This is a genomic window from Pseudoalteromonas sp. A22 (genome assembly GCF_018141345.1).
Classification (GTDB): domain Bacteria; phylum Pseudomonadota; class Gammaproteobacteria; order Enterobacterales; family Alteromonadaceae; genus Pseudoalteromonas; species Pseudoalteromonas maricaloris.
Window position 1 is genome coordinate 2,021,654 of sequence record NZ_CP047238.1, and the last position, 13,970, is coordinate 2,035,623.

The following is a 13,970-nucleotide window of genomic DNA, read 5'->3' on the forward strand; positions in this document are numbered from 1 at the left end:
TTTATAATTTTCAACGGGATTTGACGAATGAAACAAGTAAACTTCAAGCTTTGCAGCGTAGTTTTGGCTGCAGCTATATCCACCTCTGTATTTGCAGCGCAGCCGTATGACTGGAATAACCACATTCCAGTCAAAACACCAAGCACAAACAACAATGGTAAGACAGTATTATTTGATGTGTCACACGGTGGCGTTGAAGGAAATGCCGATTGGGTTATTGATGGTGCGTTTTCAGACTTTGCGGATGCATTAGTTAATGAAGGGTATACCGTAAAAGAATATCGTGGTGTTGATTTAAACAATGACGGCAAGATTAGATTCTTTGACGACCGTACCTCTCAAAGCAATCAAAATGAAGCGGTTATCAGCTACGATGCGATTAAAGATGCAGATGTCTTTGTATTGGCAGAAACTAACCGTCCTTTCACTCAATCAGAGCAAGCGGCGTTATTGCAGTTTGTTGCGGATGGAAAAGGGATATTTTTTATTGCAGATCATTATGACGCGGATCGTAATCTAAATACGTGGGATGCCACTGAAGTCTTTAACGGCTACAACCGCTCAGATCTGGCCAAGTATAATCTAGGTGGTGAGTACGGTGACTGGCGTAATCCAAAATCAGCAGACATGGGATGGCTTGCAGAAAACTTTGGGATCCGCTTTCGCTTTAATGCCGCTGACTACAAGCAAGGCGTAAGTGGTATTGAGTCTGCGAGCAAAACAGAAGGGATCACACTTGGAGTTACTCCTGTATTGATGGCCGCAGGCGCGACACTTGCGATTGTAGATGAACAAAAAGCGAAGGGCTTGGTTTATTTTTCACCTTCAGATACACCGGCTAAATGGCGTCATGCTAAAGATGATGGACTTTACTTTGGTGGTAGAAATGAAGGCCCGTATGTTGCTATCTCAAAAGCTGGGTTAGGCAAAGCCGCATTTATTGGTGATTCTTCCCCAATTGAAGACGCTACGCCTAAGTACAAGCGTCAGGATAATGGCAATAGTAAAAAGACGTACCCTGGCTGGACAGACAGTGGTAATGCGGCTGTACTTTCGGTCAACATCATCAATTGGCTAGCAACGCCTGAGTCGTATCAGTACTTTGATGGTACTAACGGTCATGCAAGCGGTGAAGTAACACCAGTGCCAATGGCGCCGCAAGAAATGTCTGATCCAAACAATGGTCAGCCATGGGGGACGCCTGCATCGGGTTTTGATGCATGGAATACAGATAGCTATAAAAATAGCTCTTTCAATGCGCCTTATGGTTCAGGGCAAACCAACCCAGATCCTAATCCCGATCCAGAGCCAACTCCTGATGGCGCGATTTCTGTAGCACAGGCACTTGCTGCTTCAGCTGGGTCTAAATTTGCGGTGTTAGGTAAAGTGACAGCCGAAGTAAACGGTATCTATGGCCTATTACTCACAGATACTGCCAACGCATCGTTAAGTATCAACGTAAAGCTTGAATCTGCTCAACGCAGTGACTTTAACCCGCAACTCAATCCTGAGATCCTTGGTCAATCAGTCATAGTGACTGGTACTCGAGACAGCTATATGGGTGAGGCTGGTATTCGTTATGTAAGCGATATTCAGATTGCACCAGTGGCATTGTCGGTTGAGCAGGCGCTTGCAACCGCCGAGGGCAATGAAATCGAGCTTGTTGGGCGTGTCAAATCTGCACTTAATGATATCTATGCTTTAGTACTTGAGGACAGCCAAAATCCAACTCATACGATAAATGTTAAACTTGAAAGTCACCAGCGTGCTGCATTTAGTCCGCAGCTTAATCCATCCATTCTTGATTCTACTTTAGTTATCAAAGGTGTTCGCTCATCGTATATGAGTGCACCGGGGATACGAGAAGTAAGTGAGATACAAACCGTTGGTACAACGACAGAGCCATCTAGTGATATGAGTGTTGCTGACGTATTAGCGCTAAATAATGGCTCAGCAGTGGTAGTCAGTGGCAAAATCACAGCTGCTGTAAACGATATCTATGCGCTTGAATTAAGCGACCCAACAGTTGCTGGCAACAAGCTATATATTAAGTTGGAAGCAGCTCAGCGCGATGCATTTAGTCCCAAGCTTAACCCGAGTTTGATTGGTAAATCACTGAGAGTTGAAGGGATTAAAAATGACTATATGAGTCATCCCGGTGTTCGTAATGTTACTTCACTTGTATTGTTAAATTAAATCAGTGTAATTGACCCTCCTTAAAGTAGGCATAGCAACGTTTATGTCTACTTTATTCCAAGCGTTATTCCTGTATATTCTTTGTTCATTCATTATTTCACAAACTACACTTTTGAGGTCATTTACCTAGTTTGGATGGTAATGATTTTTATTTGTGTTAGTGTGTCGGCGTTATAGTGACATAAACTCGCCAGCTGCAATGCTTAGTCGAGATCAGTAGGTGCTATTGCTTAGTGTTTACTGAAAGGAATAGTGTTTTTAACTTTGGAACAAACTACATGAAATGCGTTTGCTTAATACTCTCTCTTTTATCCTTTAATCTTTATGCTGCAGCGGTCAACGTTGTGGTCACTGATGTAAAGCAACAACAGCTTGAACGAACACTGTCTTTAACGGGCTCAATTAGTGCAGCACAACACGCACAAGTGTCAAGTTTAACCGATGGTGTAATAACTAAGATTTCAGCTGAAGCCGGAGATATTGTTGAAGCAAATGCTGTACTGCTGAGTCTCGATGCCGCTTTAGTAAAAGCTGAGCTGAAAAGTGTAGAAGCTGCACTTGAGCGCGCCAAGGTCGATCGCAACAATGCGATAAGGTTGGTAAAAGAAGCACAGTCTCTGTCGCAGCAAAAATTATTTGCGCAAACTGAGCTTGCTGACAGAGAGGCTAAGTTACAAGCATCAGAAGCCACTCTTTTAGAAGCACAAGCTAAGATGGCTTATCAGCGAGAGCTCGTTAACCGCCATCAATTAAAAGCGCCTTTTACGGGGGTGATAGCAAGGCGCACGGTTAATTTAGGTGAGTGGGTGACGCGTGGACAAACGGTGTTTGAATTAGTGAGTAGTGATGTTTTGTGGCTCGATTTGCAAGTGCCACAAGAATACTTTCAGCTTATTAACCTTGGCCGTGTCGTTAATTTTAGTGTCGCAAGCGCGCCAAGCGTGCTGCATCAAGCTCATGTATTGGCAAAACTTCCGGTAGTTGACAAAACCAGTCGCTCGTTTCTATTAAGATTGGCAATTCCAAAAGATGCGCAGTTGCGTGTCGGCGCATCGGCTACGGCAAAACTGCCGCTAATTCGAGCACAAGACCACAGTGTGATTATTCCTAGCGATGCGATTTTGCGTCATCCCGACGGTGGGTTCAGTGTCTTTGTGGCCGTTGACGGTCAAGCAAAGCGGTTAAACGTTCAAATTGGTGAGCGAATTAATGGTCATATTGAAGTTTTATCTGGCTTAGAGTTAGGGCAACAAGTGGTGGTTGAAGGCAATGAGTTATTGCAAGAAGGCCAAGCATTAAACATTGTACCGGGTTTATAGGAGCGGGTGATGTTAAGAGCCAGTGTAAATCACGCCATTTTAGTTGCAGTAACGGTATTGATCTGTTCGATATTGGGTATTGTTGCCGCGTTTAAAATTCCGGTGCAAATGATCCCAGATCTTGAAGTAAGAACCATCACTGTGGTGACCAATTGGCCCGGTGCCACGCCACAAGATGTTGAAAAAGAAATACTTATAGAGCAAGAAAGGTATCTTCGTTCACTTGCGAATCTAACTCGCATGTCAAGTTATGCCAATACTGGTGAGGCAGAGATAGAGCTTGAGTTTCCATTTGGTGTCGACGTCAACGAAGCGCTCATAAACGTGAGCAACGCGTTATCTCAAGTACCAAATTATCCTGAAAACGTTGACCAGCCAGTGTTATATAGCAGCGCGTTTTCGAGCAATGCCTTTATGTTTTTTAATCTAAAGCCGCAACCGGGAAATCCACTCAATCTTGATATTGATATGCTTCGCGATTATGCCGAAGACTTTATTCGTCCAGAAATGGAAAGAGTCAGTGGAGTATCTCAGGTTGGTGTGCGTGGTGGTGCACTCTATCAAGTACAAATTTTGGTAGATCAAGAACAATTGGCGAGCCGTGGAATTAGCTTAGTTGACGTTAGAAATGCAATACGCAGTCGTAACCAAGATGCCTCTGCTGGCGATATAGACAGTGGGAAACGCCGTTATTTACTGCGTATGGTCGGCCGCTTTGAGTCAGCTAAAGCGCTAGAAGAGCTGGTAGTCAGTCACCGTGAGGGCACCACAATTAAGCTCAAAGACATCGCTCAGGTAAAGCTTGATCATTATGAAGTGCGCGACATTGCCTATAACAATGGCGAGCGAGCCTTAATGCTCTCGGTGAGACGGGAAAGCGGTTCTAACGTGATGGCGATTAAAGAAGAAATGATGGAGGTAGTGGCTCGCATCAACCGTGACATGCTCGCAAGTAATGGACTACAACTGACGCTATTGAGCGATGATGTTCGTTACGTTAAAGGATCTGTTGAAAATGTTTGGACGAATTTAGCGCTGGGTGCGGTGCTTGCGACTCTGGTGATGTTTTGGTTTTTAAAGAGCCCACGCTCGACCTTTATTGGTGTGATGGGCATTCCAATTTGTACCATCGCGGCATTTTTGGGTCTGTTGCTATTTGACAGAACGATCAACGTGATTTCCCTCGCCGGCGTTGCATTCGCCATTGGCATGACGGTTGATAACACCATTGTTGTACTTGAAAACATAGAGCAAGCCAGACGCCGAGGTCTCGACAAACTTCAAGCAGCCATTACCGGTGTTCAAGAGGTATGGCCTGCGGTGCTTGCTTCAACCCTGACCACAGTGTTGGTATTCGCACCTATTTTGTTTATTCAGCAAGAAGCCGGGCAGCTTTATTCCGACGTCGCAATTGCGATTTCTGCTGCAATCATCGCTTCTATGTTGGTGGCCTTGTTTGTGGTGCCTGCTGCTAATGCAAATTTTGCCTGTAAGGAGATCTCCAGTGGCATGTTGTCTACGCCTAAACTGCCAACGTTTATTCCGGCGATGTTATCAAGTCCACGTGCTCGCATAGTGTGTATTGTATTCGGTAGTGTGTTGTTACTCGGTGGGGCGTGGTTATTTATGCCTAAAGCCGAATATTTGCCGGAGGGAGAGGAGCCAAAAGCGTTCTCTATGATGATAGCGCCTCCGGGCTATAACCTCAGCCATATGCAAAAAATTGGTGATGAACTACTTCCTTATTTAAACAAGCATTTGGAAAACGATGACAGCGATTTTGTATCGGGTAACACGTCGTTGCCACCTTTAAAGTATTATTCGATGTCTGTTGGTGTTGGTAGCATTTGGCTATTAAGTGAACCATACAACCGTGAATACATCGATGAAATGATGGAGGCAATCACGACCAAGTTTAGAAGCTACCCAGGAATGCGCGCATTTTCTTCACGAGGCTCGATTATCTCAAGTAATGATGGCGGTTCAAGAGCGGTGGCTTTGGATATCAGCGGTACAGATCAAACGGCGCTCTATCGGGCAGCAGATGCAGTGTATCGGTTAGCGGGGGAAGTCTTTGATAATCCACAAGTGGATTCTGCACCATCTTCTCTGACACTCGACCAACCGCTAATAGAAATCCAACCAAGGTGGCAACGGTTGGCTGAAGTGGGTATGAGTGCCGACGAACTCGGCTATACGGTCGCAGCCTTGAGTGACGGCGCCTATGTTGACGAGTTGATCTTAGACGATGATAAAGTAGACGTCTTTTTATTTTCTGAGTCGGGTAATCAGCAAAGTCTTTCGCAATTAGCGCAATCTCCGGTTGTGACCAAAGCTGGGCTGATCCCGCTGAGCGCTTTGGCCGATCTACGAGAAAAAGCAGACAGTGATAGTTTGCGTCGAGTTGATGGTCGTAGAACCGTGACTGTATATATTATTCCACCAAGAAATGTTGCGCTAGAGGAAGCGCAGGAATTAGTAAGAACGGAATTATTACCGCAGCTTCAGCGGCAGGGCGATCTGCTTCCTGGTGTCAATGTGAGTATCGGTGGTGCTGCCGATCAACTAGACAAAACCAAAGAAGCGCTGGGCAGTAATTTTATCGTTGCATTAGCGCTGTGTTACTTATTACTTGTCGCAATCTTCAAGCATTGGGGCTATCCGCTATTTATTATGGCAACAGTGCCGCTTGGCATGGCTGGAGGCTTACTTGGACTAATTGCTATTAATGGCATTGGTAGCATAACAGGCACTTTCCACCAGCCTTTTGACATGATAACCATGCTTGGCTTTTTAATCTTGTTAGGGACTGTGGTTAATAACCCTATTCTGATTGTCGATCAAAGCCGAAGAAACCTTGAGAGTACCGCGATGAGTGTTTACGAGGCGGTGATCTCAGCACTACAAACGCGATTAAAACCGATTGTGATGTCAACGATGACAACCCTATGCGGTCTTGCGCCATTGGTGTTTATTCCAGGAGAAGGATCTGAGCTTTATCGAGGCGTTGGCATGATAGTGCTTTGTGGTATTGCTATGGCAACTATCGTCACACTCACCATTTTACCCGCGCTATTAGTCAGCTTTTTAAAACGGCCGGTAGAGAGTTCCGTAAGCAAACTCTAACCATATATTAATCACGCTGTGTATATTACGAATGCCTTGCTTGAACTTTTCCGTTCAGCAGGGCATTTTTATTGTTAAGTGTTATGAAAGCTTGAATTTAACGGTTTTTGCCCACAGTAAAATAAGATGCGTACAGGTTTATATAATAAAAAGAGCACAACATGACATCTAACATACGCTCTGCGATTATCGCTGAGGGCGGAGGTCAAAAAGGCATTTTTACAGCGGGCGTGCTTGATGCTTTTCTTGAGAAAAAATTTACGCCTTTTGATTTAAAAGTGGGTGTCTCAGCGGGCGCACAAAACCTCGCAGCTTATTGCGCTCGCGCCAGTCAATATGCGCAAACTGCTATCGAATCACTTACAACGGAGCAGCAGTTTTTCCGTCCCGCGCGATTTTTTACCGGTGGTAATGTCATTGACTTGGATTGGTATTTTCAACAAGTAGAGCACAGCGGCAAAGTACGGTTTCCAACTGAGCCTAACCACCTCACGCCGGAAAGTAACTTTTATGCGGTTGCAAGTCACTTAGACTCGCTTGAGCCACATTATTTGCATACGTGGCACGATAACATGTTTACCCATTTAAAGGCTTCTAGTGCGATCCCTTTTTTATATCGTCCAGGCGTTAAAGTTGCGGGTCACGGAATGATGGATGGCGGCGTGGCCGATCCTTTACCCGTGCGCTGGGCACACAGTCAAGGGGCAAAGACGATTTGGGTGATCAGAACCATTGAGGCACATGACGATGGCAAAATGCCAGTGCTTGAGCGCTTAAAGCCAATCATGCGGCGCGTTAATCAATCTCCTCGAATGTTAGAAATGTATCATCACTATCAAAGTCGCTATGCCGATGCGGTGAACTTTATGAATTCACCACCAGAAGATGTTAACGTCATTCAAATAGCGCCCAATAGACCACTAGAATCTATGATTTTAGGCTCAAGCCCTGAGACCTTAAAGTCTGATTATAAATTGGGGTTTGAGCTGGGATTAAAAGCGGTAGATAAATGGCGTGATATGCTTGAAGTCAGTGTAATGTAACAAGCAAGCCTCAGGTTGAGACTTGCTTGTGCTTAAGACTTGCGAATTGAAATAGAAGTCGCTTCGATATCAATTCGGCCATCTTTAAATAAACCACCGATGGCTTTTTTAAAGTTAGCTTTAGAGGTAGAGAAAGTACGCTTGATGGCGTCAGGATCTGACTTATCGCCTAGCGGTAAATAGCCGCCACTTTCTTCGAGCTTGCTATAAATGATTTCCGCAAGGTCTTTAACCTTACCTATACCTGGCTTTTCTAACACGATATCAATCTTATCTTCGTCATGAACCGCTTTTACAAAGCCCTTCATGCGCTGACCAATATACATGCGCTTAAATACATCATTGAAAAAGACCAATCCAAAGTGTTTTTCATTGACGATCACTTTATAGCCAAGATCGGTTTTTGCTGCGACGATTAGGTCTACTTCTTCGAATTTTTCGTACTCGGCTTTTGATTTACTTAAAAACTTACCCAGCGCACTAGACGCACAAATACGCTTACTGGCGTTGTCTAGGTAAAGCCTAACCAAATAGCTATAGCCGTCGCGCATTTTCGGTTTTTGTTCATTGAAAGGCGCTAACACGTCTTTTTCAATACCCAAATCCATAAAAGCACCAACTTTATTGATCTCTTTTACGCGAAGCAGGGCAAACTCACCGACTTGTGCAAGTGGCTTTTTGGTTGTTGCCGTTGCGTGTCCCAAGTTATCTAAATAGATAAATACTTCAACAGAGTCACCTTCTTCGGTGTGCTTTGGCACTTCTGCTCGAGGAAGAAACACATCGCCAAGCTCACCACCGTTTAAATAAGCGCCTTCCGCGGTAAGCTCTTCAATGGTTAACATTTTGATTTGACCTAACATGATTATTCCTCGTCAGTTTGTGGTTTTGGTTTGCGACGCATCGGCATAGTACCGTCAATATCAATTGGTGGCGGGACCACTTTTCTCGGTTGTGACTTTTTCACAGGCTTTTTCTTAGGTTTATTTGTTTGCTTTGGCGCAGACTCTGCAGAGCGATTTTTACTCTGCTGCGGTTTTTGCTTAAGTCCTTTGAATTTACCAACAAGACCGGGGACTTCTTCAAAACGTAGTGGCTCATCAAGATAGTTTTTGATTGCCACATAGCTATCCCAATCTTTAGGACCAACAAATGAAACAGCAGTGCCTTTAAACCCAGCACGCCCTGTACGACCGATACGGTGGACATATTCTTCTGCCTGCTTAGGCAAGTCAAAATTCATAACATGAGTAACAGAGAGCAAATCGAGACCACGAGAGGCAACGTCTGTGGTAACCAGCACTTTATAGATCCCACGGCTGAAGCTTTCCATGATGTCTAACCGCTTACTTTGTGGCATATCGCCCGACAACGATACCGCTTTAATCGACATCTCATTTAGCAGTTTGCTTAATCTGTCTGTGTCGCCACGGGTTGCGGTAAAGATAATGCACTGTCCTACGTCATCCTGTGTGATGAAGTGTTTAAGCAGTGCTTCTTTATGATCTAAATGATCGGCAAAATAGAGCGCTTGCTTAATGTCTTCATGCTGCTGATGGGCATTGCTCAACATAATGCGCTTTGGCGATTTAAGTAATTGACGTGACGAAGCTTCTACTTGTGTATGATCTAGCGTAGCTGAAAATAGCAGCGTTTGTCTTTGGCGGTGATCTGCAGAGTCATTAATGACGTCTAACTGTTTTTCAAAGCCAAGGTCAAACATACGATCTGCTTCATCAAAAATAAGCAGCTCAAGACCACCTAAAAATAATGAGCGATTTTCAACGTGATCGGCAATACGACCAGGAGTACCCACCACAAAATGTGGGTCGCGGCGTAGCGCTTTTACCTGATCATTGTAGTTTTCACCACCCAAAATCTTACAGACTTGAATATTAGTGCCAGCACACAGTGCACGACACTCAGAGAACACTTGAGTCGCGAGTTCACGAGTTGGGGCTACGATAACAACGCGAGGATCGCGTTTGCTTAGCGCTTTTTGTTTCATTACACGCTGTACGGCAGGCAGCAAGAAGGCTAGGGTTTTGCCAGAGCCTGTTTTAGACTGCGCAAAAACATCGTGGCCAGCTAGAGCCGTTGGGATGGCATGCGCTTGGATCTCGGTCGGTTCCGTGATCCCTTGGTGAGCCAGTTGTTGTTCTAGGCGCGTATCTATCCCAAGTTCAGTGAATCTCAAGTCAATTTCTCCAAGTCTTGAATTTTAAAAACACGAGATTATACCAAAGCATAGACGCTATCGGATATAGAATTTGTGTTTTTTGCATTTTAATCAAAAATCCGTAAAATACGCGCCTCAGCGCCGGGTTTGCGACTCGGTTTTCGTGCTTTACACATCGTCATACTTAATGTGTAAGCTAATCAAAGCTTAAATCTAGGAAAATACAATGTCAGAACAATACGTTGTTTGTGCTATGTACAAGTTTGTCTCTTTACCTAACTACCAAGAGATAAGACAGCCACTTCACGATGTGATGGAAGCGAATGAAGTTCGCGGTACGTTATTACTTGCAGAAGAAGGTATCAATGGTACCGTTGCCGGTAAACGTGAAGGCATTGATGCGCTACTTGCATGGTTAGACAAACAACCAGGCCTTGATAACATCGTTTATAAAGAGTCGTTCGATGAAACTTGCCCTTTCTACCGCACTAAAGTAAAGCTTAAGAAAGAAATCGTGACTATGGGTGTACAAGGTATAGACCCTAAAGAGGTGGTTGGTACGTACGTAAAACCACAAGATTGGAATGCATTGATTTCAGACCCTGACGTTGTACTCGTTGATACGCGTAACGACTATGAAATCGAGATCGGTACATTCAAAAATGCCATCGATCCTAAAACCAAGACTTTCCGTGAATTCCCAGAGTGGGCGCAAAATAACTTAAACCCAGAAAAACACAAAAAAGTGGCGATGTTCTGTACTGGCGGGATCCGCTGTGAAAAATCGACAGCGTATATGAAAGAGCAAGGCTTCGAAGAGGTTTATCACTTGGAAGGCGGCATTCTAAAATACTTAGAAGACGTGCCAAAAGAAGAAACCATGTGGGAAGGCGAGTGCTTTGTGTTTGATAACCGCGTTGCTGTCGATCATGATTTAAACAAAGGATCTTATGATCAATGCCATGCTTGTCGTATGCCAATCACGGAAGCAGAGAAACAACTTGAAGAATATATGGAAGGGGTGTCTTGTCACCACTGCCACAAAGACTTAACAGAAGAGCAAGTTGCACGATTTGCTGAGCGTCAAAAGCAAATTGAACTGGCGAAGCTACGCGGCGAAGGTCATATCGGTCATGAAGCACAGGATGCTATTCGTAAGCGTAAAGAAGAAAAGCTAGCGCAAAAAGAAGCGCAACGTCAAAAGCGCTAAAGATGCATTGTACTAAGAATACATAACAAAGGGACCGGATGGTCCCTTTTCTCTGCTAAACCTTTCACTGCCAGCTATTTGTGCAAGTGCCTTTCGCTCTGCAAACTTTTCATGTTAGGTGTGTAGCCTTTTCTAATTCCTGTTTTCAAATTCTTCGAAATCAAATTCTGAAATTAAATTAATTTATAATAATCAAAGGGATACTATTTATTTTCAGATTGGTGTCTTCCTTGCTTATTCAAAGGCTATCGCTGTAAATCTATAAATTGATTTATGCCGTTAAATTTTTGAAGGAGCTTTATGATGTCAAATACGGTAACCACAATTAACCCTGCGACAGAGCAACCCGTTAATGAATATACGTTAATGAGCTTGGACGAGGCGCAAAAGTCGGTGGACTTAGCCAATGACTGTTATTCATTTTGGAAGAAAACCACATTTACGCAAAGAGCACAAAAGCTAAACAGGCTTGCGGACTTAATTGAGCAAAATAAATCCAAGTTAGTTTCACTGATGACCGAGGAAATGGGCAAAGTGACGGAGCAGGGTGAACAGGAAGTTTCCTTGTGTGCTGAAATTTGCCGATATACCGCTGAGCATGGCGAAAAAGAATTACAGGATGAGCATCGGGTATTTGAGCAGGGACACGCCATTATCACTTATCAACCAATAGGTGTGATCTTAGGAATACAACCTTGGAACTTTCCGCTTTATCAGGTGATTAGATACAGTGTTTCGAACGTGATGGCGGGTAATACCACGGTAATGAAACATGCCTCAAATGTATTTGGCATGGCTAAATACATTGAAGAGTTGTATTTAGAGGCCGGTTTTCCAAAAGGTTGCTATCAATCATTGTTAATTGATGGTGAGACAGCCAGCGAGTTGATAAAGAATCCATATATTCGCGGTGTTACGTTTACCGGAAGCGATAAAGTAGGTAAACAAGTTGCCAAACAAGCTGCTGAGCTTTCTAAAAAAACTGTCCTAGAGCTTGGCAGTAACGATGCCTTTGTGGTGCTGGCAGATGCTGATATTAACAAAGCGGTGTCGGCGTGTATTCAAGGTCGTATTGTCAACAACGGTGAAACCTGCGTTGCAGCGAAGCGCTTTATTATCGTTGATGAGATTTATGATCAATTTAGAGAGGCTTTTGTGGCTGGCTTTAAGCAGCTTAAGGTGGGAGACCCAACCGCAGCAGACACCGACTTAGGTCCTATGGCGCGTAAAGATTTACGTGATGAATTACACCAACAAGTTGAAGCGTCCGTTAAGGCGGGAGCGACTTGTCCACTTGGTGGAGAAATTCCAAAGCAACAGGGGTTTTATTATCCAGTCACCATTTTGGAAGACGTTAAACCCGGTATGCCGGCTTATGATGATGAACTATTTGGCCCTGTGGCGTCGCTAATTCGTGTGCATGATGAGGCTGAGGCGATGATGGTAGCCAATGATTCACGCTATGGTTTAGGTGGTGGCATTTTTTCTGAAGACACTCAACGTGCAACAGAACTTGCTATCAAGGAGTTTGATACTGGCATGGTGAACATCAATGGCTATTCGCTGGCGCAACCAAACTTGCCGTTTGGTGGTGTTAAAGACAGTGGCTATGGTAGAGAGCATGGTGGTTTTGGGATCAAAGAGTTTGTTAACGTGAAAACCGTAATGGTCGCAAGCGTTGAATAACGCAAACCGATCCTGACGTTTGCTTATACGCTGGAGCCAGTAATACTGGCTCTTTGCGTTTTAAATTGGTTATAATTCGCGTCCATTTTTTACAGCGAGAAAGACACGTGGGCGAAGCGAGCTTAACAACCTTACATTTATTGGCAACTGATCCAAGCGCAGTGGCGCAAGCGGCTGAACTTGCACGTGACGGTCATCTTGTTGCGGTTCCTACAGAAACCGTTTATGGCTTAGCAGCAGATGCAAGGCAACCCGATGCGGTAAAAAAAATCTTTGTAGCAAAAGGACGCCCAGCTGATCACCCGCTAATCGTACACCTCGCTGACAAGTCTTTGGTCACTGAGTGGGTGGAAACATTGCCAGACTATTTTGATGCCTTAGCTGATGCGTTTTGGCCGGGGCCACTGACGATCGTTGCCAAAAAGCAAGCACATGTGAGCGATGTAGTCACAGGCGGCCACCCAACCGTGGGTATTCGTGTGCCAAATCATCCTGCAATGCTAGCATTATTGCGGCGTATTAACTCTGGACTTGCTGCGCCTTCAGCCAACCCTTACAAAAAAATTAGTCCAACCACCGCCGAGCAAGTGTTGTTTGGATTGTCCGGCAAAATAGCGGCTGTGTTAGACGGCGGTCCTTGTGAAGTGGGACTTGAGTCTACGATTGTCGATATATCTTCAGCAACACCGAGGATCTTGCGAGCAGGCCCTATTACTAAAGCTGCACTTGAAGCGGTGCTCAATATTGAAGTGGATGAGCCCGATGTACACACCGTAGCCGTCCCAGGTAACGTAAAAGCCCATTATCAACCAAGCAAACCGCTTACCCTGTTGTCAACGGAAGAGTTAGCTGCTCGCCTAAGCGGCCAGTGCGAAGCGAATACCGGTGTGTTGTATTATTCATCGCAAATTGAGCGAATTATCTGTGAGAATTCAGCAAACAACGAGCTGGTGGATCTGAAACTTGGTGCTGACAAAGCCAAGTATGCGCAGGGCCTTTATCACGGGTTACATCAATTGGACCAATCAAGTGCAACCGAGATTTTGTTGGAAGCACCACCAACGGCGCCCGAGTGGCGTGATGTTAACGACAGACTGATGCGTGCGGCCGCACAATAGTCATAATTTGGCGCGGTAGCCTATCGCGCCTCACTCTGCCTCAATCTTTACATAACTTTACCTTACTTTACATGGGCTTATCTTGCCTTTAAA

General features: G+C 44.6%; 9 protein-coding genes. 7 read left to right on the forward strand and 2 right to left on the reverse strand.

The genetic code is table 11. The features are described 5' to 3' along the window. The first annotated feature begins 27 nt into the window (after positions 1-27). The 4 genes from GSF04_RS13835 to GSF04_RS13850 all read left to right on the forward strand — a co-directional run bounded on the left by GSF04_RS13835 (position 28) and on the right by GSF04_RS13850 (position 7,684). Positions 28-2,196: a DUF6359 domain-containing protein gene (locus tag GSF04_RS13835; RefSeq protein ID WP_211859830.1), complete on the forward strand. Its 2,169-nt coding sequence runs from the start codon at positions 28-30 to the stop codon at positions 2,194-2,196. A gap of 278 nt (positions 2,197-2,474) precedes the next feature. Beyond that, positions 2,475-3,515 (forward strand): efflux RND transporter periplasmic adaptor subunit, encoded by a 1,041-nt coding sequence (locus GSF04_RS13840; RefSeq protein ID WP_211859831.1) that lies wholly within the window; start codon positions 2,475-2,477, stop codon positions 3,513-3,515. A 9-nt stretch (positions 3,516-3,524) separates the two neighbouring features. Continuing rightward, the gene (locus GSF04_RS13845; protein ID WP_211859832.1) at positions 3,525-6,641 is read left to right on the forward strand and encodes an efflux RND transporter permease subunit; all 3,117 of its coding nucleotides are present in this window, start codon (positions 3,525-3,527) and stop codon (positions 6,639-6,641) included. Between the two features lie 161 nt (positions 6,642-6,802). Continuing rightward, complete coding sequence (locus GSF04_RS13850; RefSeq protein ID WP_211859833.1) at positions 6,803-7,684, forward strand: patatin family protein; 882 nt, start codon at positions 6,803-6,805, stop codon at positions 7,682-7,684. Positions 7,685-7,716: 32 nt separating this feature from the next. On the opposite strand, the gene GSF04_RS13855 is transcribed toward GSF04_RS13850, so the two are convergent. Then, positions 7,717-8,547 carry a S1-like domain-containing RNA-binding protein gene (locus GSF04_RS13855; RefSeq protein ID WP_010379092.1) on the reverse strand — a complete coding sequence of 277 codons (831 nt, stop codon included), beginning with the start codon at positions 8,545-8,547 and terminating at the stop codon, positions 7,717-7,719. Between the two features lie 2 nt (positions 8,548-8,549). Then, on the reverse strand, positions 8,550-9,881 hold the full coding sequence (locus GSF04_RS13860) for a DEAD/DEAH box helicase (RefSeq protein ID WP_211859834.1): 1,332 nt from the start codon (positions 9,879-9,881) through the stop codon (positions 8,550-8,552). 208 nt (positions 9,882-10,089) lie between these two features. Between GSF04_RS13860 and GSF04_RS13865 the strand changes: the two genes are divergently transcribed. The 3 genes from GSF04_RS13865 to GSF04_RS13875 all read left to right on the forward strand — a co-directional run bounded on the left by GSF04_RS13865 (position 10,090) and on the right by GSF04_RS13875 (position 13,877). Continuing rightward, positions 10,090-11,073 carry a rhodanese-related sulfurtransferase gene (locus GSF04_RS13865; protein WP_095729392.1) on the forward strand — a complete coding sequence of 328 codons (984 nt, stop codon included), beginning with the start codon at positions 10,090-10,092 and terminating at the stop codon, positions 11,071-11,073. Positions 11,074-11,376: 303 nt separating this feature from the next. Then, positions 11,377-12,759, forward strand: coding sequence for an NAD-dependent succinate-semialdehyde dehydrogenase (locus GSF04_RS13870; RefSeq protein ID WP_211859992.1), 1,383 nt, complete (start codon positions 11,377-11,379; stop codon positions 12,757-12,759). A gap of 107 nt (positions 12,760-12,866) precedes the next feature. Then, positions 12,867-13,877 (forward strand): L-threonylcarbamoyladenylate synthase, encoded by a 1,011-nt coding sequence (locus GSF04_RS13875; RefSeq protein WP_211859835.1) that lies wholly within the window; start codon positions 12,867-12,869, stop codon positions 13,875-13,877. Positions 13,878-13,970 lie beyond the last annotated feature (93 nt).